Genomic DNA, 22,209 nt, shown 5'->3' with positions numbered 1-22,209 from the left:
TTCGGACCGGGCGCGATGCGCCTCCGGCCTCAGTCGACCTTCTTCTCGGCGAGGAACTTCGAGACCAGGTCTGCGATCTCGATGTTGTTCAGGTCGGAGAAGGGGAAGTGCGTGTTGCCGCGTATGCCGATCTCGGGAAGGTGCACGAGGCGCGCATCCCCGCCGTGCCGGTTCACGGCTGCGACCCAGAGCTTGGCCATCGCCAGCCGGACGCGCCAGTTGTCCTGCCCGCGCTCCGTTGTCGGCTCGACCGGGAAATTGTCGCCGTAATAGATGACGATCGGGATGCGGGTGAGTTTCTGGAAATCCGCCAGCGGCACTGCCTCGGGCGACAGAGTCCCGGCAGCGCTCGGCATGGCCGGGGGCAGCTCGCCTTCCGGGAAGATGAAGCCGCTGCCCGGTTCGAACGCGACGATTGCCTTGACGTTGGCGTTCTTGATCGCTGTCAGCCAGCCCGGGCCGCCACCTTGGGAATGCGTGAACAGGATCGCAGGACCGGTCTTGGCGAGCAGCGCCGCCATCGCATCGGAAATGACGGCGGCATCGTATGGCCCGGTATTCGGCGTGACCGAGCGGAAGAACTGTTCCAACGTCTCGGGCTTGCGATCGAACTGCACGTTATCGAAGTAGTTCGGCCATTTGCCGAGCCGGAACTGATCGAAGAAGAGCTGGTCATAGGGGGTGGGATCGATCGTCGCCCCGACCGTGCTGTTGCCGGCGCGCCCGCGGCGCGGCTGATCGACGAGATAGACCGGGAAACCGCGACGCAGGAAGAGGGTCTGGAAGCCCTCGCGCCCATCCGAGGTCGTCTCCCAGCTGCGCGCCGACTGGAAGGCGCCGTGCAGCATGACGACGGGCAGCGCCTTGGGATTCTGGGGGACCTGGTAGAAGGCGTAGAGGTGATCGCCATGCAGGCTCTGCCCTTCGACAGTTGGCTTGTTGTTGTCGAAAGTCCCGGGGGTTTTCGCCACCGTCCCGCCGACAGCGAAGCTGCCTTGTGTCTGGATCGTCAAAAGGCCGGGCTTGGCCGCCTCTTGAGCGAACGCCGGTGTTGAACCCATCAAGCCCCCCGCAAGAAGGAAGGGCGCGATGAGAATTCTGGTGTCGATGGCAGGCATTCACCCCTCGTTCGCTGGATCAGCTCGTGAGGAACTTAGTCACCTCGCCACTCTTCGATTAGATATCTAAATCCAATAGGTCTGATAAGTATGTCTAATTAATACGATGGAGAGTGGCGCACTCCTGCGGTCCGCTTTTGGGCATGGCGTCAATGTCCGCAACTGGCGCGACCCGGTGGTTGACCTAGATACCAGTCGGTCAATTTCATCGCGTTGCTGCTACTGAAATTGCTTGCTGGGCAGGGCATGGCCCTGAAGGCGATTGCGAAAGCAATGATCCGTAGCGCAGAGTCCATCAAGGATCGCGCAAAGCTCGACGGCATCGGTATCGCCAAACTCCGCTAACCTAGGAGGTCTGGAGTCGATATCTCGCGTCAGAACCGCGGGCTTCCGCTCTCGGGATAGGTGGCGACGTCAGTTATTTGGCGCTGACCGAACTAACGCGCGCTTCTCCAGGCACCAGCGAGATCCGCCGTGTCTCGCACCGGCGACTGGCCGAACAGGCGGCTGTATTCGCGGCTGAACTGGGACGGGCTTTCATAGCCGACGCGGATCGAGACCGAGGCCGCACTGAGCGCCTCGGTGACCATGAGCCGGCGCGCATGCATGAGCCGGATAGTCTTTTGGAACTGGAGCGGGCTCATATTGGTCACCGCCTTGAACTGGCGGTGAAAGGCCGAAACGCTCATGGCGACCCTGTCCGCGAGCGACTCGATCCGCAAAGGCTGGGTGAAGTTCTCGCGGATCCAGAGAATGGCGGCGTGGATGCGCGACAGGGCGGTTTCGGGCGTGGCGATGTCGCGCAGCATCCAGCCCTGCGGCCCTTGCAGCACGCGATACAGGATCTCGCGTTCATAGGCCGGAGCTAGGACAGGGATGTCGTCGGGATGCTCCATCAGGCGCAGCAGTCGGACCCAGCCACCGAGCAGCTCGGGCGTGACCGGGGCGACTGAGAAACCCTGGCTGCTTTCGCGCCCGGCAGCAGCCGGAGCGGACGCCAGCAGCTCGGCGATGATTTTTGGATCGAGCGTCAGGCTGACCGCCAGATAGGGCTCGCCGGTCACCGCCGGATGGACGCTGCCGACGGCGGGCAGTTCGACCGACATGACGAAATAGGTGGCCGGATCATAGTGAAGGGTCCGGTCGCCGACGGTCATCGATTTCGACCCGCGCAGAATCAGGTTGATCATCGGTTCGTACACGGCCGCCAGGTCGTGCTCGGGGATTTTCCCCTGCACCATGGCGAGGCGCGGAATGCCCGTTTCCGTCCGCCTATTTTCGGCGTGGGCGGCCAGGCGACGCAGTTCTTCGAGGGCTGTTTCCATCTCCCATCCCTGCGCGTTCGCGCTGCGCACCACAAGCGGAAAGCAGGATCAGGCAAGACTGGGGCAGGATCACGTAACGCCTGCGGCGCGGCGGAGGCCTATCTCTTTAGTCACCGAAGAGACGGGAGCCACACCATGAAGATCGTCATCATCACCGGCGGTAGCCGCGGCCTGGGTCGCAGCGCCGCGCTGCAATGCGCCAGCCGAGGCATGGGCGTCGTGCTGACCTATAACAGTCATCCCGCCGGCGCCGAGGCCGCAGTTGCCGAGATCGAGAAGGCTGGCGGCAAGGCCGCTGCGCTCGCACTGGATGTCGGGAAGAGCGCGTCCTTCTCGGTCTTCCGCGATCAGGTTACCGAGACCCTCGGACGGGTCTGGGGCCGGAAGAACTTCGACTATCTCGTGAACAACGCCGGCTATGGCCTGTTCGAGCCAATCACGACGGTCAGTGAAGCGCAGTTCGACGGGCTGTTCAATGTCCACCTCAAGGGGCCGTTCTTCCTGACCCAGACCCTGTTGCCGCTGATGGCCGATGGCGGGGCCATCCTGAACCTGACCAGTGCCACGACCCGCGTCGCCACCGCTGGCGTCGCCCCCTACGCCTCGTTCAAGGGTGGGCTCGAAGTCCTGACGCGCTATATGGCCAAGGAGTTCGGCGAACGCGGCATCCGCGCCAACTCGATCGCGCCGGGCGCCATCCGGACGGAGCTCGGCGGCGGGCTCAACGACGAATTCGAGGCGATGCTGTCGGCCCAGACCGCGCTCGGCCGTGTCGGCGAGCCCGACGATGTCGGCCGCGTCGTCGCCAGCCTGCTGTCGGAAGAGAGCGCCTGGATCAACGCCCAGAACGTCGAAGTCGGCGGCGGCTACATCATCTGATTGGAAGCAGCATGCTCGACCACATCTTCATCTCCGTCAGCGACCTGACGCGATCCATCGCTTTCTACACGGCCGCGCTGGCACCGCTCGGCATCGTCGACCGGGTCGATTACGACGGCGCCGACGGTCCGCCAGGACATCCCGACCTAAAGGGCTTCGGCTGCGACGGGAGGATCTTCTTCTGGCTGCGGGAAGGCGTGGTCGAAGGCCGCGCTGCCCATATCGGCTTCGTCGCGAACGGTCAGGCGGAGGTCGATGCGGCCTACGCCGCCGCCATGGCCGCAGGCGCGACCGACAACGGCGCGCCGGCAGCCCGCCTTTACTACGATCCCCGCTACTACGCTGCGAACATTCTGGACCCGGACGGATACAGCCTGGAGTTCGTCTACAAGGATTGGCAGCACCGGCCATGAAGGTCCTGATGATCCATGGTGCGGCCGGCTACACCGGCAGCATGGTGGCTGAGCACGCTAAGGCGGCCGGGCTGAAAATCATTCTCGCCGGGCGCTCGGAAGCTCCTCTATCAGAGCTTGCGGCAAGCCTCGGCCTGCCGAGTCGCGTGTTCCCGGCCGATGATCCGATCGCCGTCGCAGCGGCCCTGCAGGGCATCGATGTCCTGCTGAACTGCGCCGGACCGTTCATGCGAACGGCCGAGCCTTTGATGCGCGCCGCCATCGCCGCAGGTGTCCATTATCTCGACATCGCCGCCGAACTCGACAGCTATCTGCTGGCGGAGAAGCTGGATGCGGATGCAATAGCGGCGGGTGTCATGCTGCTGCCCGGCAGCGGTGGCAGCGTCGCGATGCTGGGCTCGCTGGCGAGCCACGCCGTCGCCCGTATAGACATGGCGCGGACGATCAGGATCGCCCTCCACGTCACAGGTTCGATGTCACGCGGGTCTGCGATCAGCGCTACCGAGAACGTCATGATCGAGACGCTTGCCCGACGCGGCGGCCAGCTTCAGAGCCGTGGCTCTTCCGCGACCCGACCCTTCGACTTCGGCCTGGGCGAAGTGGATTGCTTTCCCCTGACGCTGCCGGACCTGATCACGATCGGGCGCACCACCGGAGCGCAAGATGTCGAGACCTTCGTTCACGTGTCCGGTGGCGCTTTCGCGCAGGGAGACCTGAAGGCATTAGCTGCAGGCCCGGATGCGGAGCATCGGAAGGCCAACCGCTACCAGGCTGCGGTCGAGGTGACGGGTACCGACGGGAACGTGGTTCGCTCCATCCTCGACACCGTCAACGGCTACAGCTTCACCGCCCTGGCCGCCGCCGAGGCCGCGCGGCGTGTCATCGACGGCGAGGCCCGCTCGGGCTTCCAAACACCCGCCGGACTGTTCGGTGCAGGCTTCGCCGAGACGATCGCCGACACGACCATCACCGACCTCCCGACTTGAACAGGAGAAGCTCGGGCAAGCCGTCGGAGCGAACCCCTTCAGGCCGATTCAGCGTTGGACACAACCCGACGCCCATCGTCCGAGCGCCCTCACTCAGGTCACAAATGAACCAGTCCAGGAGACACCATGTCGACTACCACATCCGCTTCCCAAACGAGTGCCGCCGACAAGCTCGCTGTGGTCGAGGCCCTGTACCGCTTCGCGGCCGGCATCGATCGGCGCGACTGGGACCTGCTCGCGTCCTCGCTCGCCGAGGACGCGGTGTCCGATTTCCGGCCCGCCGCTGCCAAGGCAGGGTTCGACTACCCTGTGATCGAAGGCCGGACGAACATCATCGCGGCCTTGTCAGGCTCGCTCGCCCAACTCGACACGAGCCATTCTGTGAGCAATCCGTTGGTGACCATCGACGGCGACCTCGCCCGCCTCGATGCTCTCGTCGAGGCGCAGCACGTTCCGGTGAAAGACCCCACGCATCACTACCTGATGAAGAATCGATACGACGTGGAACTGGCGAGACAGGGCGATCACTGGATCATCACGCGCAACACGGTCGACAACATCTGGCGTGACGGCGACGTGACCGTCATGTCGGAGGTTTAGCTCTACCTGATAGGCTAGCTGCGCTTCGCAGCCGGCTCGCCAAGGCATGCCCTGCCATGGAGGTGTGCGCTACGCGTCATCTTCGAGGCGACCGATCACGCGCCAAGCCCCTCAACCTCGGAGATCAGCGATCCTTTGAGGTTGCCGCTTGCGGTCGAGCCCATTTCACGCCGCCTCATGCAGGCGATCGTTTCCAAATGCCGATCGTCTGTCAAAGCCTAGGTCGTAAGCGCGCATGTCCGCTTTCGGGCATCACTCCGATGTCCGGAAGTGGTGCGTAGGAGAGCGGCGCGGTTGCGCCGCCCTCCATCGGCTCAGACCATGCGCTTGATCTCGGTATAGGCGCCGGTGGTCTTCAACCGGACCGTCACGTCCGCCTTGCCGCGGTTCCGGAAGAACCAGCCCTGGCCGCCGTCGCCCTCCGCGGTGAGGACGCCTTCGTCGCTGGCGACGCCGCGGCCCTGCTTGTAGCTCTTCTCCTTGCTGCCCGAGGTCGGGACGCCGTGCATGTCGTAATTCACGACGCCGCCCTCGGCCGCCCAGGAGAAGTTCACCTTGCCGCCGGCCTTCATGGTCAGCTTGTACTCGATGCCCTCGCCGGGCTTGAGCGTGATCACGGTCTCGTCCGAGCGGGAAGCGGCCTGCGCCCTGGCCTGACCGATGAAGAGTTCGGCGACTACGGATCCGAGCAGGCTGGAGCGCTGATCCGGCGCAGGCATGGCGGGAGCCGGCGTCGCGGGGGCGGCGGGCGCCTGCTCGTCGCGGATCCGGTCGGCCTCGGCCTCCTGGGCGAGCTGGGTCTTGATCTCGCCCATCTCGGTGAGCTGGAGCGCCCGGCCGATACCCGTGGGGTCGATGGCGTATTCGGCCGGGAGCACGATGGTGATGAGGATGCCGACGGCGGCGACGAAGGCGATGGCGGTCGAGCGCAGGAGCTGCCTGGTGGTCGGCAACTCGGCGCGGGTCGGGATGTCGGTGTTGTACATGGGATGAGGTCCTTGGATCAGGAGACGAAGAAGCCGGTCAGCTGATAGCCAACGAGCACGAAGCCCGCGGTGAGCATCCAGACATTGGCGGTGTAGGCGTGGCGCCAGAATCCGGCGGTGCGGCGCCAGAAACCCATGGCGATGAGGATCATGGCGAGCGCGGTGAGTTGCCCGAGTTCCACGCCGATATTGAAGGCGATGAGGTTCGGCACGAGCCCGTCCGGCGAGATGTTGTATTCGAGGATCTTCGTCGACAGGCCAAAGCCGTGGAACAGGCCGAAGATCAGCGTCGCTACCTTGGTGTTCGGCTGGAAGCCGAACCAGCGCTGATAGGCGCCCATGTTGTCGAGCGCCTTGTAGACCACCGACAGGCCGATGATCGCGTCGATGATGAAGCTGTTGATCCCGACGTTGAAATAGACGCCGAGCAGCATGGTCGTCGAATGGCCGATCGCGAACAGGCTGACATAGAGCGCGATGTGGTTCAGCCGGTAGAGGAAGAAGATCACCCCGAACAGGAACAGGATGTGGTCATAGCCGGTGACCATGTGCTTCGCCCCGAGATAGACGAAGGGCAGCAGATGGATGCCGGTGATCTCCTGGATATAGCCCTTGTCGCCTTCGGCAACGGCATGGGCGAGCGCCGCATTCAGGCCGATGAGCCCGAACATCGCGGCCAACAGGACGAGGAACAGCGCGCGCAGCTTGCGGCGCCCCTCGCGTGAGGAACGTGTCATGGAAATTCCGAGAATGTCGTCGTGAGGGGAACGCCGCGTGAATGCGGCGCGCGATCAGGCGATGACGGGTCTCGGTGGCCGCTCGAGGCAGTGGCGCAGGCCAGGCCCAGCGCTGTCGTGAGTTCTTGGGAGAGTTACGCGGATGGGTGACGGCAGGCGCATCGCATGCCCCGGGACCACGTTGGCCGCGTCATGAATATGATCTGCCGAGTTGTGCCCGTGCAGATGCCCCGGAAGCTGTTCGGACTCGTCGCCATCGAAATGCGCGTGCCCATGCTCGGCGATCTCCATCGCGAGTTCGGCGTGCCGTTCGGCCTCAGCCTGGGCCAGCACGGCAGGATTGTGGCTCGTCGTGACGTGGACCGCGGACAGCAGCATCCCGACCGTCACCGCAAGGGCGACGACGAGCTTCAAGAGATGGGCTGCGCTGCGGCGGTTCATGCGGCTTGAGACTGTGGCGCTGTTCTTAACGAAAGTTTGACGAGGCGGATCGAAGCGTCTGCGGCTTCCCTTATCCCCCCTAGGGGGATATAGGCCAGGGATGAGCGAACCGCATGTCCACAATAGTCATCCCGCCATCATCAAGCGCCTGAAACGCGCCGGCGGCCATCTCGCCAAGGTCGTCGACATGATCGAGGCGGGACGCCCATGTCTCGACATCGCCACGCAACTCCAGGCGGTCGAAAGCGCCATCGCCTCGGCCAAGCGGACATTGGTGCAGGACCATCTCGATCATTGCCTCGACGAGGTCGTCGGCGACCTCCCGGCCGAGCGGCGCCAGCCGATCGACGAGTTCAAGCAGATCACCAAGTTCCTCTGAGGCCGCGATGCTCCAGGTTCTGTCCCACAAGATCTACGGTCGTCTGTTCGGCGCGCAGATCATCGCGCTCATCGGCACTGGCCTCCTGACCGTCGCGCTCGGCCTGCTCGCCTTCGACATCGCCGGACCGAATGCGGGCGCCGTGCTCGGCACTGCGCTCGCGATCAAGATGGTAGCCTATGTCACGGTCGCTCCGATCGTCGGGGCTTTCGCCGCCCAGCTCCCGCGCCGTGCCTTCCTGATAGCGATGGACCTTGTCCGCGCGGCCATCGCGCTCTTGCTGCCGTTCATCACCGAGACCTGGCAGGTCTATCTCGCGGTGTTCGTGCTTCAGTCGGCATCGGCCGCGTTTACCCCGACCTTCCAGGCGACCATCCCCGATGTGCTCCCGGAAGAGGAGGACTACACGCGGGCCCTGTCGCTTTCCCGCCTGGCCTATGATCTCGAAAGCATCGTCAGTCCCATGCTCGCGGCCGCGCTGCTGACCGTCATCAACTTCCACTGGCTGTTCGCCGGAACCGTCGTCGGGTTCCTCGTTTCGGCCGCGCTGGTTCTGTCGGTGACGCTGCCGGTCTCGCCGGCGAAGCCGCGCGATGGCGGCATCTACGATAAGACGACCCGGGGAACGCGCATCTACCTGGCGACGCCTCGGCTGCGCGGCCTGCTGGCGCTCAACATGGCCGTGGCGATGGGCGGCGCACTGGTCATCGTCAACACGGTCGTGATCGTGAAGGGCCGTCTCGGTTTCGACGACAACGCGGTCGCGCTGGCGCTCGCCTGCTTCGGCGGCGGCTCGATGCTTTCGGCCCTGACCCTGCCTCGCATCCTGGAACGCTACGCCGACCGGACCGTGATGCTGACAGCGGCGTCTTTCCTGGCCACCGTACTCGGCGGCTTCGCGCTCCTGCTCTCAGTCAAGGGATGGGCTTTCGCCCCGGCTGCGTCCACTGCTGGCTGGGCCGCGCTGCTCGTAACCTGGGCGCTGCTCGGGATCGGCTATTCGGCCACGCAGACGCCTTCGGGGCGACTCTTGCGCCGCTCCGCTCATGCGGAGGATCGCCCCACCGTGTTCGCCGCGCAGTTCGCGCTGTCGCATGCCTGCTGGCTCGTGACCTATCCGCTCGCGGGCTGGCTCGGTGCCACCCTGCCGCTGGCAACGCTCGCTGCTCTGTTCGGGGCGGCGACGTTGCTCGCCGTCGTCGGCGCCACGAGGCTCTGGCCGGCCGGCAGTGCCGACGCTCTCCCGCACGACCACCCCGAACTTTCGCCCAACCATCCCCATATGGCCGAGCACACGGGACGGCATTCGCACACGATCGTCATCGACGACCTCCACCCGAGCTGGCCGTCTCGAGCCGGGTGAAGGATGGCTCGTCCCGGACGTCCGCTCTCGGGCGGCGTCTCAAGGTCAGCTTTTGGCGCACTGCACCCGAACCAGCGTCCGGCGCTCGCTCGACTCCGCTGGCTTCGCCGTAGAACAAGCGGTCACATGTCCGTGAATCGCTCATTGGCGATCAGGCGCTTTCCGGTGCCGCGTTGCGTGTCAAAAGTCGTGAAGTTCACCTAAATCGACGGCTTCCGGTGGGATATGGACGGTTTTTTCGGGTGATAACGAAACGTGATCGGCCGATCGAGCCCATTGGCGGCGCGCCGCGTCTGAGTTTCAATCCGTTCCAGTTCAAAATGGTCCGGCGCGCCTTGCGGGCGTGCCGGAGCTTCCGGCGAGGCGCGTGGGCTCTCTCGCTGTCCTGACTGAACCGAACCGGGAGGGTTTGCGGTGACGAAGCTGAATGTGAACGGCCGGACGCTCGACGTCACGGTCGACGGCGACACGCCTTTGCTCTGGGTCATTCGTGAGCAGATCGGCCTGACGGGTACGAAATATGGCTGTGGCGTCGCGCAGTGCGGGGCCTGCACCGTGCATATCGACGGGGTCGCTACCCGCTCCTGCGCGCTGCCGGTCAGCGCGGTGACCGAGGAGCAGAAGATCGTCACCATCGAGGGGCTCTCGCCCGATGGGACGCATCCGGTCCAACAGGCCTGGATCAAGCACGACGTGCCGCAATGCGGCTTCTGCCAGAGCGGCATGATCATGACGGCGGCGGCACTGCTGCAGGCCAATCCGAAGCCGACCGACGCCGATATCGCCAGCGAGATGACCAATATCTGCCGCTGCGGCACCTATGTTCGGGTCAAGGCCGCGATCCTCGATGTCGCTGCCGGCGGCCAGCTTGGCCGCGGTTGAGGGGGAGCGATCATGACCGTCTCGACACAGTCTCGCGAATTCCGCCCGTCCCGTCGCCACATTCTCGCAGGCTCTGCCGCAACTGCGGGGGCCTTCTCCTTCGGCTTCTCGATCCCCGCGCTCGCCCAGCAGGCAGGTGTGCCCGAGATCAATGCGTGGGTCGTCGTCCACCCTGACGACAAGGTGGTGATCCGCATCGCCCGCTCGGAAATGGGCCAGGGCGTGCTCACCGGCCTCGCCCAGCTGGTGGCCGAGGAGCTCAACTGCGACTGGGCTAAGGTGACGACCGAATATCCGACGCCGGGCCAGAACGTTGCCCGCAACCGGATCTGGGGCAATTTCTCGACAGGCGGCAGCCGCGGCATCCGTGAATCGCACGACTATGTCCGCAAGGGCGGCGCCGCCGCGCGCATGATGCTGATCCAAGCGGCGGCGAACCAGTGGAAGGTGCCGGCAGCGGAATGCAGTGCCGACAAGAGCCTCATCACCCACAAGGCATCGGGTCGCTCGCTGCGCTATGGCGAGGTCGCGCTTGCCGCTGCCAAGCTCGAGGCGCCCAAGGACGTTCCGCTCAAGGACCCGAAGGACTGGACGATTGCCGGCAAGGCGCTGCCGCGGCTCGACACCGCGGACAAGACCAACGGCAAGAAGATCTACGGCATGGACTTCAAGCTGCCGGGGATGCTCAACGCCGCGATCAAGGACTGCCCTGTCTTCGGCGGCAAGGTGAAGAGCTTCGACGCCGCCAAGGTCAAGGACATGCCGGGCGTCAGGCACGTCCTGCCGGTCGGCGACAGCGCCGTCTCGGTGGTGGCGGAGACCTGGTGGCAGGCCAAGACCGCGCTCGATGCCCTGCCGATCGAATGGGATGAAGGCCCCCATGCGCAGGTGTCGAGCGAGAGCATCGCCGCCTGGCTTAAGGAAGGGCTCGATGCGCCGGAGGCCGTGGTCGGCAACCAGAACGGCGACGCCAAGACGGCGCTGGCGGGTGCCGCACGCGTCATCGAGGCGAGCTACAGCTACCCGTTCCAGAACCATGCCTGCATGGAGACGATGAACGCGACGGCGCTCTACACGCCGGAGAAATGCGAGGTCTGGACGCCGACGCAGAATGGCGAGGCGGCGCTGGCAGCCACGGCCGAGGCGTCGGGTCTGCCGCTGGCGAAGTGCGAGGCCTACAAGATCGACCTCGGCGGCGGCTTCGGCCGGCGCGGCGCGGTTCATGACTGGGTGCGGCAGGTCGTCGAGATTGCCAAGCAGATCCCCGGCACGCCGGTGAAGCTGATCTGGTCGCGCGAGGAGGACATGCTGCACGGGCGCTTCCATCCGGTGACGCAGTGCAAGCTCAAGGCCGCGCTCGACAAGGACGGCACCATCACCGGGCTGCACATGCGCATCTCGGGCCAGTCGATCGTCGCCGGCATCTTCCCGCAGAACATCCAGAACGGGCGCGACCCGGCCGTTTTCCAGGGCCTCAATGCGCCCGGCCCCGAAGCCTCGATCGGCTACTCCTTCCCGAACCTGCTGATCGACCATGCCATGCGCAACCCGCATGTGCCGCCGGGCTTCTGGCGTGGCGTCAACCTCAACCAGAATGCCGTCTATCTCGAGAGCTTCATCGACGAGATCGCGCATGAGACGGGCAAGGATCCGCTGGAACTGCGCCGTTCGCTGATGAAGAACCATCCCAAGCATCTCGCCGTGCTCAACGCAGCGGCCGAGCGCGCCGGCTGGGGCAAGCCGCTGCCGGCCGGTGTGTTCCGCGGCATCTGCCAGACCATGGGCTTCGGCTCCTATGTCGCTGCGGTCGCCGAGGTATCCGTGGCGGATGACGGCAAGCTGACGATCCACCGCATCGTCGCGGCGACCGACCCCGGCCATGCGGTCAACCCGGCGCAGATCGAACGGCAGGTCGAGGGCTCCTTCGTCTATGGCCTGTCGGCGGCGCTCTATGGCGAGATCACCATCAAGGGCGGGCGCGTCGAGCAGGAGAACTTCGACACCTATGAGGTGATGCGCCTCGAGGCGATGCCGAAGGTCGAGACGGTGCTGGTGCCGTCCGGCGGCTTCTGGGGCGGCGTCGGCGAGCCGACGATCGCGGTGGCGGCGCCGGCCGTGCTCAACGCCATCTTCGCTGCCACGGGCAAGCGCATCCGCTCGCTGCCATTGAAGAATGCCGACCTCAAGAAGGCGTGAGCGCTTTGCCAGCAGGGCGGGGACGATCGTCCTCGCCCTGCTGGCAACGCAGGCCGGCGCTCTCGAATCCTATCGCGTCGTCGCGGACACCATTACCGCCCCGCTTGGCGGAAAGATCGGCAATGTCGCGCGCGGCGCGGCGCTCGTCAGGGATCGCGAGCGCGGCAACTGCCTGATCTGCCATCACGGCGACGATCCGGCCGAACCCTTTCAGGGCTCGATCGGGCCGCCGTTGCGGGGCGTGGGCGCGCGGCTCGACACCGGACAGATCCGGTTGCGGCTGGTCGACATGTCGCGGCTGAACCCGGAAACGGTGATGCCACCCTATTTCCGCATCGAGAACATGCGAGACGTGGCGCCGGCCTATCGCGGCCAGCCCGCCCTCTCGGCACAGGAGATCGAGGATGTCGTTTCCTATCTCGCCTCGCTCAAAGCGCAGTGAGGCCCCCAGCCGCCGGGACGTCGTGGCGCTTGCGGCGGCCGGGCTGGTCCTGCCCACCTTGGCCGGCCCGGCCCGGGCCGAGACACTTGACGATCTCGTGCGCCGCGTCACCGACGGCGTCGCGCCAGCCGCGGGCGGGCTGACGCTGGAGATCCCTGCTCTGGTCGAGAACGGCAACTCCGTCGATGTCCGCATCGCCGTCGACAGCCCGATGACCGAGGCCGCACATGTGCGCTGGATCCATCTGATCGCCGAGAAGAACCCGTTTCCCGACATGGCCCGCATCCATCTCTCGCCGCGCTCCGGCCGGGCGCTGGTCGCCACCACCTTGCGCCTCGCCCAGTCGCAGACGGTGGCAGCCGTGGTCGCCCATAGCGATGGCCGCTATGCGGTCGCGACCGCTCCGGTCGTCGTCACCCTGAGCGCCTGCATCGACGGAGGCTGAGCGATGTTCAATGCCCGCATCACCCTGCCGCCCCAAGCGAAGGTCGGCGAGACGGTCGAGGTCAAGGTGCTCATGCGCCATCCGATGGATCGCGGCGGCCAGTCCGACGGCAAGGGCGGCACCGTGCCCCGCAAGATCCTGAACCGGATGACCGCGACCTATGCGGGGGCGGAGATCTTCCGCATCGACATGCATACGGGCGTCGCCGCCAACCCTTTCGTCTCTTTCAGCACGCGGGCGGTCGAGACCGGCGACATCGTCTTCGAATGGCGCGAGGATGGCGGCGCGACCTATACGCGCACGGCGCGCCTGACCGTGATCTGAGGAACGCCTTGCGGCTGCCCCTGCTCCTCATCGGCCTTTTCGTCGCTCTCGCCCCGGCGGGCGCCGAGGAGATCGCGTCGGGCAGCAGTTTCCTGTCGCCGGAGATGCGGCGCCAGCAGGACGATCCGAACCGCAACCCCGCCTGGTTCTGGGTCGACCAGGGCAAGGAGCTTTTCGCGCAGAAGCCTGCGACCGGGCAGGCCTGCCTCGGCTGCCATGCCGACCCGGCGACGAGCCTGCGCGGCGCGGCCGTGCGCTATCCGCAGGTCGATGGGGCCAGCGGCAAGCTGCTCAATCTCGAGGGCAGGATCGAGCAATGTCGCGTCGAGCGCCAGCAGCAGCCGGCCTTCGGCTACGAGAGCGCGGAGCTCCTGTCGCTCACCACCTATCTCGCCTCGCTCTCGCGCGGCCAGCCGATGAGCGTGCGCACGGATGGGCCGGCGCAGGCCTATTACGAGGCGGGCAAGGCCTTCTACGAGCGTCGGCAGGGGCAGCTCAACCTCTCCTGCAAGCAGTGCCATGACGGGCTGGTCGGGCAGAAGCTGCGCGGCGACACGATCAGCTATGGCGCCGGCACCGGCTATCCGGCCTATCGCCTCGAATGGAACAGCGTCGGCTCGCTGCACCGGCGGCTGCGGGCCTGCTCGCTCGGCGTCAGGGCGTCGCAGTTCGACTATGGCTCGCCCGAATACCTGGCTCTGGAACTCTATCTCGCCGGGCGGGCGAAGGGGCTGCCCGGCGAGACGCCGGCGATGCGCCGGTGACGCGCCCTCACATTCTCTTGCCGTCGGCGGCGAACTGCTTGAGATAGGCGGCCAGGTCGACAATCTCCTTGTCGTTCTTGATGCCGGCGAAGACCATCTTGGTGCCAGGCATCTTTGCCCGTGGATCCCTGATGTAGTCGGCGAAGCTGGCATCGTCCCAGGTTATGCCGGCACTCTTGTTGGCCGGGGAATAGCTGTAGCCCTCGACCGTGCCGGACTGGCGGCCGAAGAGGCCGTTGAGCGCCGGGCCAATCACGTTCTTCGCGGTTTCGCCGACCTGATGGCAGGCGCGGCATTTGGCGAAGGATTTCTCGCCGGCGGCAACGTCCTGGGCGCTGGCCGAGGCCGCGCCGAGACAGGCCGAAGCCAGCAGGGCAGCGGTTGCGGCGATCGTCTTCATCATCTGTCTGGTCTCCAATGCGAGTAATTCGAAAAACCGAACCGGCCGCGCTGGCGCGTCATCCGGTGAGCGCGGGGCGTTCAGGTGAAGATGTCGGCGCTGATCGCGTCGTACCAGGCCATGTTCTCGGCCTGTGTCTGACGACGGACCTCGTCGCTTTCGCCTGGTTGCGAGATGAAGGTTTCGGTCGCGGCGATGCGCCCGTCGCGCGGCTCGTAGCGCCCACCGACCTTGATCGCGTCGTCGGGGGCGACGAGGCTCCAGCAGGTGTTGAAGTAGCGCGTCGGAAAGGCCGGGCCACCCGCCAGTTCGGAGCAGACGACCATCGCCGCGACCTTGGCCTGATTGTTGGCCGAGAAGGCCGATTTGGGCATGTCGCCGGCGATGCAGGCATCGCCGAGCACGAAGACCGCCGGGTCGGCGGTCGATTTCATCGTCGCCGGGTCGATGGCGCAATAGCCGCCGGCCGGCGCCAGCCCCGCCTCGCGCGCAATAGCGCCTGCCATCTGGGCCGGGATGACGTTGACGAAGGCGCAATTCTCATAGGTCTCGAAGCCGGTGACGACCGTGCCTTTGGCCGGATCGACCGACTTGATGCCGTCATGCACGCGCGGCGCCAGCCATTCGATCATCGACCCGTAGCGCTTTTCCCAGTCCGGCATGAAGACGCCCTGCTTGGAGAAGCTGTCCTTGGGGTCGAGGATCACCACCCGTGCCTTGGTCCGGCCTGTCGTCCTGAGGACATGGGCAAACATCGAGGCGCGTTCATAGGGGCCGGGCGGGCAGCGGTAGGGATTGGGCGGTGCGATCATGACGATGGTGCCGCCATCGGGCACCGCCTCGAGCTTCTGCCTGATCAGCTGCGTCTGCCGGCCCGGCTTCCAGCCATGCGGCATCGCCTCCTCGGCGTCTTGCGACCAGCCGGGCACGGAATCGTATTTCAGGTCGATGCCCGGCGAGAGCACGAGGCGGTCGTAAGGCAGGCGCGTGCCATCGGCGAGCAGGACCGCCTTCGTGTCGCGATCGATCCGGACGGCGCGCTGGCGCGCGAGCGTGATGCCATAGGTCGCCGTCAGCGCATCATAGCGATGCAGAAGCTGCTCATAGCTCTTGAAGCCGCCGACATAGAGATTGGAGTGGAAACAGCTCTGATAGGTCTCGTTTTCCTCGACCAGCGTCACCGCAATCGCGCCGCCACCGTCGCGGGCGATGTATTTGGCCGCAGTCGCGCCGCCCGGCCCGCCGCCGACCACGACGACTCGGGCCTTTGCCTGTCCGAGAACCGCAGGCATGCACAGTGAGGCGGCGGCGAGAATGGCCCCGGAGCCGGCAACGAGATGACGACGCGTCTGTGTCATCGGCAGCCTCCGTAATCTCAGGGCTTCGGCGAGAGCGCGCCGAAATAGGCCGCGAGCGCCGTCATATCGCCATGGCTGAGTTTCGCGGCGATGGCTTGCATGACCTGGCCACCGCGCTCCTTGCGCCCATATGAGGCCAGCACGGCGGTGAACTGGTCTTCCGGCCAGCCGACGATCGGAGGGATTCCGGTGACGCTCTTCCCCGAAAGCTGATGGCAAGCCGTGCATTCAGCCGAGAGATGGCGCCCGAGCACTTCATTCCCGGCCGCTTCTGCCCGCCCCCACCAGAACATCAGCGTCACGCATCCTGTACACAGGGCGCACAGAAAACGCCGCGCGCGAGGCTGGCCATGCCTGTCAGCAAGATGTGCGCTGTCGCGGTCGGAGACGTTCTGCTTCGGCATTCGTGGCAGAGTTTCAGAAGCGCCCCTCGGGAGCTAGACCGTCATTCGACACATTTCGATCAAGGGCACGTCACGATCACGTCAGCGCGAAATGTCTGCTTTCCGAACGGTGCCCAATGTCGGCTCATGGCGCGTTGCGGCGGTGGGTGCACCGCCATTTTCGCCGGCGATGCGCAAGCCATCGGAGCTCTCAAGGGAAACGGACGGCCGCCGTTGAGCCGCGAATAATCAGGCTCGGAGGCATGACGGTTCTGGATGCCTGCAACGTCGGCGTTGCGACGAGATCCAGCAAACGCTCAGCCGCCTCGAAGCCCATGCGGTAGTGCGGAATGCGGATCGTCGTCAGCGGTGGCCGCATCCGATCCGCGAATGGCATGTCGTTGAATCCGCTCACGGAGATGTCGGTCGGGCAGCTGAAGCCTGCCTCTTCGATGGCCGTCAGACAGCCGATAGCGAGCCAGTCATTGGCTGCGAGAATGGCCGTCGGCTGCCCTCCGGCCTCAAGCAGGTGGCGGCCACAGCGATAGCCCTCCTGCTCGGAAAAGGTCTCCGCCGCAACGATCAGCCGGCTGTCGACCTCGCCGGCATGCTCTCGGGCAGCGGCCATGAAGGCCTCCCGCCGCGCGACGCCCGTCGAGGTATCCTGCGGGCCAGCGATATGGGCTATGCGGTGATGGCCGAGGCCAGACAGATGCGCGAACATCATCGTCACGCCTTCGCGATCGTCGCCAACGACGGCACTGACGGAGGCGCACTCGATTTCGCGGTTCAGCAGGACGATGGGTACGCGACGCGCAAGTTCGTCGAGTTGCTCCGCATCCTCGATATGAGCCGACGCCAGGATCAGGCCATCGAGCCGGCGGTCGAGATAGGTCGCGATGATGGCCTTTTCCTTGGCAGGCCGAAAATCGGAATTCGCCAGGATCGCGCTGTAGCCGTCAGAGCTCAGGCGATCCTCGATACCCCTGAACATCGGCGGAAACATCGTATTGGTCAGGTCCGGAACGATGACGCCGATCATGCGGCTGCGCTGCATGCGCAGGCTCGCGGCAATGGCGTTGCGGCTGTAGCCGAGCTGGTCGGCAGCGCGGCGCACACGCTCCACCACTTCCGGCGAGAGGCGCCCCGCCAAAGCTGGATCGAGCGCCCGCGACGCCGTCGACTGGTGGACATCGGCGGCAGCCGCGACATCGCTCAGTTTCGGCCTGCGGCTCACGCGGATCCTCTCGTTGCCAATGTCGTTGCGCTGGCCTAGCGATAGCACTTGGCATTCGATTGCACAAACCTTGCATCGACGCCAAAATCAGCAGAGGGGCATGGAATGAGCGTGGAACTGGGCCGTCCGGCGACGTCGGGCGGCGAACGCAACGCGAGCACGGATTATCGGCGCGTCTTCCTTCCGCTCTGGGCCGCGATGGTAGCTCTGCAAAGCGGCCTGCTGATCCATGACGTCGGCGCGGCCTGGATCATCTCGCAGCAGACCGACAGCCGCAGCATCGTCGCGCTGGCCCAGACGGCCTCTGCCCTGCCCTTCTTCCTGCTGGCCCTGCCTGCGGGCGCACTTGCGGACATGGTCGAGCGCAGGCGCCTCGCCCAGGCCGCCGCCTTCGTGTTGTCGGCCCTGTCGCTGGCGGCGGCGGCTGCCAGCGCATCCGGCATGCTGAGCGTGCCCCTGCTGCTCTTCGCGTCCTTCGTCAATGGCTGCTGCAACGCCGCCTTCACACCGGCCTGGCAGGCGATGACGCCGGAACTCGTCAGTGGCGAGCGCTTGCCGGGCGCGCTCGCGCTGAACAGCCTCGGGATCAATATCGCCCGCTCGACAGGCCCGCTGCTCTCCGGCCTGCTGCTCTTTCTCTCCGGGCCGCCGGCCGCCTTCCTGTTCAACGCGCTGCTCTATCTCGCCGTCGGCTTTGCCTTTGTCATGTTGGCCCCTCGTCGCCCGGTTGCCGCCATGACGGAGAGCCTCGCTTCGGCCATCCGGGGCGGCCTCGCCTATGTGCGGCACGAACCGGGACTGCAGGTCGTTTCATTGCGCGCCGTCTGCTTCTTCCTGTTCGCGGCTTCGTTCTGGGCGCTCGCGCCGGTGGTCGTCCGCGATTGGTTCGGCGGCTCGAGCATGATGCTCGGCATCATGGTGGGCTGCGTCGGTCTCGGCGCCGTCCTTGCGGCCCAGTCGTTGAAGGCGCTGCGCAGCCGCTTCGACCTCGACGCGATCATGTTCGGCGCCGGGCTCGCTGCTTCGGTTGCCCTCGCCCTGGCGCCACTGGCGCCGACGGCCTTGGCTTTCGCGTTCCTGCATATCGTGCTCGGTTTCTGCTGGCTGCTCTGCTTCTCCTCCGTCCACCTCGCCGCGCAGTTGCGGCTGACACCGTGGATTCGGGCGCGCGGCACGGCGATCTATCTCATCGCCGTCTTCGGCTCGCTTGCGCTCGGCAGCTTCCTGACCGGCCTTCTCGCCGATCATTTCGGCATGGCCGCGGCATTCTGGATCGCGGCGAGCGGGCTCGCCATCGCGACGCCCTTCGCCTGGCGACACCTGAAGATCGCCGCCGGGGCGCCGGAGAAGCTGGCGGCTTCCATAATCCTGCAGGCCACGGCAGCGATCGCGCCGACTGGCCCGGTCCTCGTCGAAATCCGCTACACGCCAAAGCCGGGAGCGGTGGATGCCGCGATGAAAGCCCTCGATCGGCTGCGTGCGACGCGGCTGCGCAGCGGCGCGCGGCACTGGAGCAGTGCGCACACGGGCGACGCTCTCGTCGAACGCATCGCATATGACGATGCCGCTGCGCTGAAGCGCAGCGCTGCCCGCCAACTCTCCGGCGATGCCGTGCGCGAGGCAGAATTACTGGACTTGCTGTCGGCGCCTCCCGACGTCGCGCTGCCTGCCGCTTGACGGGCTGCTGCGCAATCCAAGGGCAAAGCGCGCCAGCCATTTGAGCAGCAGCCCGGCATCGCACCCCCAAATTGGACCTGTGATCCATCTGGGCGTCTGGCATGCTTCTTGATTGTTGAGCAATCGATTGCAGAAACAAGATAGGGGTCCGGCATGATCACGCGCAGACAGGTTATCGTCACCGGCTCGGCTGCGGCCGCCGCCATTGCCATGCCCGGCGTCCTGCGGGCCCAGGCCGGCACCAAGATGCGGATCGGCGTCGTGCCGCTGATCTCGTCCGGCCCGTTCTTCATCGCGCAGGCCAAGGGCCTGTTCCAGAAGGTCGGGCTCGATATCGAGATGCGAACCTTCGCCGATGGCGCGCTCGCCATCCCGGCCCTCGTTGCCGGCGAGCTCGACGCCACGGTGGCGACGATCAATGCCGGCCTCGTCAACGCGGTCTCGAAGGGCGCGAATTACAAGCTCTTCCTCGACCGCGGCAGCGAGAAGGTCGGCGCCGGCTCGATGAGCATTCTCGTCTCGAACAAGATGTACGAGGCCGGCGTCACCGGCATCGACAAATTCGCGCTGCTGAAGGGAGCCAAGTTCTCCCTGCAGGCGCCGGGCGGCATCGACCAGTATCTGCTCGCCCGCGGTCTGGAAAAGGCCGGGCTCGATCCGCGCACCGGCGCGACCTATTCCGCCGGCCTGACCTATCCCGACATCATCAAAAGCCTCGGCACCGGCGTCACCGACGCCGCTCAGTGCCCCGTCCCGCTGGCGTTCCTCGCCGAGGCCAACAATGTCGGCAAGCTGATCGGCGCCGGCTACGAAATCGAGCCCGGCTGCCAGCTCGCCTGCTGGGCCATGCCGACCAAGTTCATGGAGAGCAATCGCAAGGCCGCCGTCGCCTTCGCCATGGCTCACATCCACGCCGCCCGCCTCTTCACCGAGGGCGCGCAGAAGAAGGACCCCGAGATCATCAAGATCATCTCGGATGCGACGAAGGTTCCCGCCCCGCTGATCGAGAAGGCGGCACCGCGCTGGACCGGCTACGACAACGACGGGATGCCGGATACCGCGAGCGTGATGCGGCAGGCGACCTTCTGGGTCGACACGATGAAGCTGATCGGCGGGCCGGTGCCCAAGCAGGAAACCCTGCTCGACCTCAGCATCGCGCAGGAGGCTGCTGCCGCCCTGAAATCCGCGAACCCCTTCATCTAAGGGAGCGCCGCGGTGACCTCTCCCGTCGTCGACATCCGTTTCGAGGATGTGCGCCTCGCCTGGCCGTCCAAGGCCGGGCAGCCGACCGTCGCGCTCGACCGGATGCGCTGCGCCATCACTGCGGGCAAGGTCACCGCCATCATCGGCCCGAGCGGCTGCGGCAAGAGCACCATGCTGCAGCTCGCCCGCGGCTTTCTCGACCCGAGCGCGGGCGAGATCCGCTTCGTCGACCGGCGCTCCGGCCAGTCGGCACCGCGACCACCGATGGCGACGGTCTGGCAGGGCTTCAACCTGTTTCCCTGGCTGACCGTGCTCGACAATGTCGCCTTCGGCCTCGAGATGGGTGGCATGGCCAAGGCCGAGCGCCATGAGCGTGCCCGCGAGGCCCTGGCCAAGGTCGATCTCAAGGGGTTCGAGAGCAAATATCCGCGCCAGCTTTCCGGCGGCATGCGCCAGCGCGTCGGCATCGCCCGAGCCCTGGTGATGAAGCCCGAGGTGCTGCTGCTCGATGAGCCTTTCGGTGCACTCGATGCCCAGACTCGCCTCGTGCTGCAGGAGCAGGTCGCAGGAATCGTCGAGGAGACCGGTGCCACGGTGCTCCTGATCACGCATTCGATCGAGGAAGCCATCCTCCTTGCCGACACGATCTTCGTCATGACGGCTCGGCCCGGCCGGATCGCGCGCGAGATCGAGGTCACCATGCCCAAGCCGCGCACCTTGGCCGACCTGAAGCGACCCGAGGCGGCGGCGCTGTTCGAGGAGATCTACGATCTGCTCAGGGATGAAGTCATTCGCGCCATGACGAACGAAGGCGGGACGCAGTGATGGCGGGCGAAACGGATCTGGCAGGTTCCGCACCATCTGCGGCAACCACCGCTGCCGCGAACTCGCGTCGCTGGACGCTGCGTGCCGCACTCGACGATCAGCGTCTTATCGGGTGGGGCTTCCTGCTGGCCTTGCTGGCGGTCTGGGAATTCGTCGTCATCCAGGCGCGGATATCGCCGCTCTATTTGCCGCGGCCCACCGGCGTCGTCGCGGTGCTCTGGCAGAATATCCGAGAAGGCGGCCTTTCGACAGACCTTGGCTTCACGCTCTACCGCATCTTCGCTGGCTTCTTCATCGCGCTCGTCACCGGGGTCCTGCTCGGCGTCTGGATGGCGGTGTCGAAGCCGGTCAAGGCGATGGCCGACATCCTGATCGCCGCGCTCTACCCGTTGCCGAAAGTCACGCTGATCCCGCTGCTGGTCATCTGGCTCGGCACCGGTGGCCCCTTCATGCTGACGATCAGCTTCATGGGCGCCTTCTTCCCGATCGTCATCAACACGGTCGTCGGCGTCCAGCAATGCGAGCAGGGGCTGGTGCTGGCCGCGCGCGATCTCGGCGCCAATCTGCGCCAGATCGTGCTGCGCGTGCTGATCCCGAGCGCGGTGCCCTCGATCTTCGCCGGCATCCGCATCGGCCTCGGCATTTCCATCATCCTCGTCGTCGCGGCCGAGATGGTCGTCGCCAAGGATGGGCTCGGCGCGCGCCTTTTCGTCGCCGGGCAGTTGCTCGACACCGAACTCGTCTTCGCCGTGCTGCTGGTGCTGGCCGTGCTCGGCATCCTGATCACCAAGGGCCAGGATCTGATCGACGCGCGCCTCGGCCTCTGGCGCACCAGCTGACACCGCT

The 22,209-nt window shown here is 65.8% G+C and carries 25 protein-coding genes; 16 read left to right on the top strand and 9 right to left on the bottom strand.

The features are described 5' to 3' along the window. Positions 1 to 29: 29 nt before the first annotated feature. Together BoBH3_RS02975 and BoBH3_RS02970 are read right to left on the bottom strand one after the other, a co-directional pair. Complete coding sequence (locus BoBH3_RS02975; RefSeq protein WP_262329667.1) at positions 30 to 1,061, bottom strand: alpha/beta hydrolase; 1,032 nt, start codon at positions 1,059 to 1,061, stop codon at positions 30 to 32. 494 nt (positions 1,062 to 1,555) lie between these two features. Next, on the bottom strand, positions 1,556 to 2,443 hold the full coding sequence (locus BoBH3_RS02970) for an AraC family transcriptional regulator (RefSeq protein WP_262329256.1): 888 nt from the start codon (positions 2,441 to 2,443) through the stop codon (positions 1,556 to 1,558). A 135-nt stretch (positions 2,444 to 2,578) separates the two neighbouring features. On the opposite strand from BoBH3_RS02970, the gene BoBH3_RS02965 reads away from it, so the two are divergent. The 4 genes from BoBH3_RS02965 to BoBH3_RS02950 all read left to right on the top strand — a co-directional run bounded on the left by BoBH3_RS02965 (position 2,579) and on the right by BoBH3_RS02950 (position 5,321). Beyond that, entirely contained in the window at positions 2,579 to 3,322 is a 744-nt protein-coding gene (locus BoBH3_RS02965) for an SDR family NAD(P)-dependent oxidoreductase (RefSeq protein WP_262329255.1), read from the top strand. 11 nt (positions 3,323 to 3,333) lie between these two features. Then, positions 3,334 to 3,735: a VOC family protein gene (locus tag BoBH3_RS02960; RefSeq protein ID WP_262329254.1), complete on the top strand. Its 402-nt coding sequence runs from the start codon at positions 3,334 to 3,336 to the stop codon at positions 3,733 to 3,735. Further along, complete coding sequence (locus BoBH3_RS02955; RefSeq protein WP_262329253.1) at positions 3,732 to 4,721, top strand: saccharopine dehydrogenase family protein; 990 nt, start codon at positions 3,732 to 3,734, stop codon at positions 4,719 to 4,721. The genes BoBH3_RS02960 and BoBH3_RS02955 overlap by 4 nt, the downstream gene beginning before the upstream one ends. A 126-nt stretch (positions 4,722 to 4,847) precedes the next feature. Beyond that, on the top strand, positions 4,848 to 5,321 hold the full coding sequence (locus BoBH3_RS02950; RefSeq protein WP_262329252.1) for a nuclear transport factor 2 family protein: 474 nt from the start codon (positions 4,848 to 4,850) through the stop codon (positions 5,319 to 5,321). Positions 5,322 to 5,635: 314 nt separating this feature from the next. Here the strand turns inward: BoBH3_RS02950 and BoBH3_RS02945 are convergent, their stop codons facing one another. The 3 genes from BoBH3_RS02945 to BoBH3_RS02935 all read right to left on the bottom strand — a co-directional run bounded on the left by BoBH3_RS02945 (position 5,636) and on the right by BoBH3_RS02935 (position 7,458). Then, positions 5,636 to 6,307, bottom strand: a complete 672-nt coding sequence (locus BoBH3_RS02945; RefSeq protein ID WP_262329251.1) for a transmembrane anchor protein — start codon at positions 6,305 to 6,307, stop codon at positions 5,636 to 5,638. A 17-nt stretch (positions 6,308 to 6,324) separates the two neighbouring features. Beyond that, positions 6,325 to 6,978, bottom strand: coding sequence for a HupE/UreJ family protein (locus BoBH3_RS02940; RefSeq protein ID WP_316045082.1), 654 nt, complete (start codon positions 6,976 to 6,978; stop codon positions 6,325 to 6,327). 120 nt (positions 6,979 to 7,098) lie between these two features. Then, positions 7,099 to 7,458: a hypothetical protein gene (locus BoBH3_RS02935; RefSeq protein WP_262329249.1), complete on the bottom strand. Its 360-nt coding sequence runs from the start codon at positions 7,456 to 7,458 to the stop codon at positions 7,099 to 7,101. A gap of 127 nt (positions 7,459 to 7,585) precedes the next feature. On the opposite strand from BoBH3_RS02935, the gene BoBH3_RS02930 reads away from it, so the two are divergent. The 8 genes from BoBH3_RS02930 (at position 7,586) to soxA (ending at position 14,280) form a co-directional block, all read left to right on the top strand. Continuing rightward, on the top strand, positions 7,586 to 7,864 hold the full coding sequence (locus tag BoBH3_RS02930; RefSeq protein WP_262329248.1) for a metal-sensing transcriptional repressor: 279 nt from the start codon (positions 7,586 to 7,588) through the stop codon (positions 7,862 to 7,864). Positions 7,865 to 7,871: 7 nt separating this feature from the next. Continuing rightward, complete coding sequence (locus BoBH3_RS02925; RefSeq protein WP_262329247.1) at positions 7,872 to 9,227, top strand: MFS transporter; 1,356 nt, start codon at positions 7,872 to 7,874, stop codon at positions 9,225 to 9,227. Positions 9,228 to 9,641: 414 nt separating this feature from the next. After that, positions 9,642 to 10,109, top strand: a complete 468-nt coding sequence (locus BoBH3_RS02920) for a (2Fe-2S)-binding protein (protein WP_262329246.1) — start codon at positions 9,642 to 9,644, stop codon at positions 10,107 to 10,109. Positions 10,110 to 10,121: 12 nt separating this feature from the next. Next, complete coding sequence (locus BoBH3_RS02915; protein ID WP_262329245.1) at positions 10,122 to 12,305, top strand: xanthine dehydrogenase family protein molybdopterin-binding subunit; 2,184 nt, start codon at positions 10,122 to 10,124, stop codon at positions 12,303 to 12,305. Beyond that, positions 12,283 to 12,747: a sulfur oxidation c-type cytochrome SoxX gene (gene soxX / locus BoBH3_RS02910; RefSeq protein ID WP_262329244.1), complete on the top strand. Its 465-nt coding sequence runs from the start codon at positions 12,283 to 12,285 to the stop codon at positions 12,745 to 12,747. The genes BoBH3_RS02915 and soxX overlap by 23 nt, the downstream gene beginning before the upstream one ends. Then, positions 12,710 to 13,192 (top strand): thiosulfate oxidation carrier protein SoxY, encoded by a 483-nt coding sequence (locus BoBH3_RS02905; RefSeq protein ID WP_262329243.1) that lies wholly within the window; start codon positions 12,710 to 12,712, stop codon positions 13,190 to 13,192. Before soxX ends, BoBH3_RS02905 begins: the two co-directional genes overlap by 38 nt. Before the next feature lie 3 nt (positions 13,193 to 13,195). Then, positions 13,196 to 13,516: a thiosulfate oxidation carrier complex protein SoxZ gene (soxZ, locus tag BoBH3_RS02900; RefSeq protein ID WP_262329242.1), complete on the top strand. Its 321-nt coding sequence runs from the start codon at positions 13,196 to 13,198 to the stop codon at positions 13,514 to 13,516. 8 nt (positions 13,517 to 13,524) lie between these two features. Beyond that, complete coding sequence (gene soxA, locus BoBH3_RS02895) at positions 13,525 to 14,280, top strand: sulfur oxidation c-type cytochrome SoxA (RefSeq protein ID WP_262329241.1); 756 nt, start codon at positions 13,525 to 13,527, stop codon at positions 14,278 to 14,280. A 7-nt stretch (positions 14,281 to 14,287) separates the two neighbouring features. Here soxA and BoBH3_RS02890 read toward each other — a convergent pair whose 3' ends face one another. The 4 genes from BoBH3_RS02890 to BoBH3_RS02875 form a co-directional block, all read right to left on the bottom strand. After that, positions 14,288 to 14,680: a c-type cytochrome gene (locus BoBH3_RS02890; protein WP_262329666.1), complete on the bottom strand. Its 393-nt coding sequence runs from the start codon at positions 14,678 to 14,680 to the stop codon at positions 14,288 to 14,290. Between the two features lie 80 nt (positions 14,681 to 14,760). Further along, the gene (locus BoBH3_RS02885; protein WP_262329240.1) at positions 14,761 to 16,038 is read right to left on the bottom strand and encodes an NAD(P)/FAD-dependent oxidoreductase; all 1,278 of its coding nucleotides are present in this window, start codon (positions 16,036 to 16,038) and stop codon (positions 14,761 to 14,763) included. A gap of 17 nt (positions 16,039 to 16,055) precedes the next feature. Then, positions 16,056 to 16,340 carry a c-type cytochrome gene (locus BoBH3_RS02880; protein ID WP_262329239.1) on the bottom strand — a complete coding sequence of 95 codons (285 nt, stop codon included), beginning with the start codon at positions 16,338 to 16,340 and terminating at the stop codon, positions 16,056 to 16,058. A 292-nt stretch (positions 16,341 to 16,632) separates the two neighbouring features. After that, positions 16,633 to 17,658, bottom strand: a complete 1,026-nt coding sequence (locus BoBH3_RS02875; protein WP_262329238.1) for a LacI family DNA-binding transcriptional regulator — start codon at positions 17,656 to 17,658, stop codon at positions 16,633 to 16,635. A gap of 105 nt (positions 17,659 to 17,763) precedes the next feature. Between BoBH3_RS02875 and BoBH3_RS02870 the strand changes: the two genes are divergently transcribed. The 4 genes from BoBH3_RS02870 to BoBH3_RS02855 all read left to right on the top strand — a co-directional run bounded on the left by BoBH3_RS02870 (position 17,764) and on the right by BoBH3_RS02855 (position 22,202). After that, a complete protein-coding gene (locus BoBH3_RS02870) occupies positions 17,764 to 19,335 on the top strand; it encodes an MFS transporter (protein WP_262329237.1) in 1,572 nt (523 codons plus the stop codon). 153 nt (positions 19,336 to 19,488) lie between these two features. Beyond that, on the top strand, positions 19,489 to 20,538 hold the full coding sequence (locus BoBH3_RS02865) for an ABC transporter substrate-binding protein (RefSeq protein ID WP_262329236.1): 1,050 nt from the start codon (positions 19,489 to 19,491) through the stop codon (positions 20,536 to 20,538). Positions 20,539 to 20,550: 12 nt separating this feature from the next. Then, complete coding sequence (locus BoBH3_RS02860; RefSeq protein ID WP_262329235.1) at positions 20,551 to 21,363, top strand: ABC transporter ATP-binding protein; 813 nt, start codon at positions 20,551 to 20,553, stop codon at positions 21,361 to 21,363. Beyond that, a complete protein-coding gene (locus tag BoBH3_RS02855) occupies positions 21,363 to 22,202 on the top strand; it encodes an ABC transporter permease (protein ID WP_262329234.1) in 840 nt (279 codons plus the stop codon). The genes BoBH3_RS02860 and BoBH3_RS02855 overlap by 1 nt, the downstream gene beginning before the upstream one ends. The last annotated feature ends 7 nt before the right edge of the window (positions 22,203 to 22,209 follow it).

Source organism: Allobosea sp. BH3 (assembly GCF_025499465.1).
GTDB lineage: Bacteria > Pseudomonadota > Alphaproteobacteria > Rhizobiales > Beijerinckiaceae > Allobosea.
Note: the sequence above shows the minus strand (reverse complement) of the source record. Positions and strands in the feature narration are given on the sequence as shown.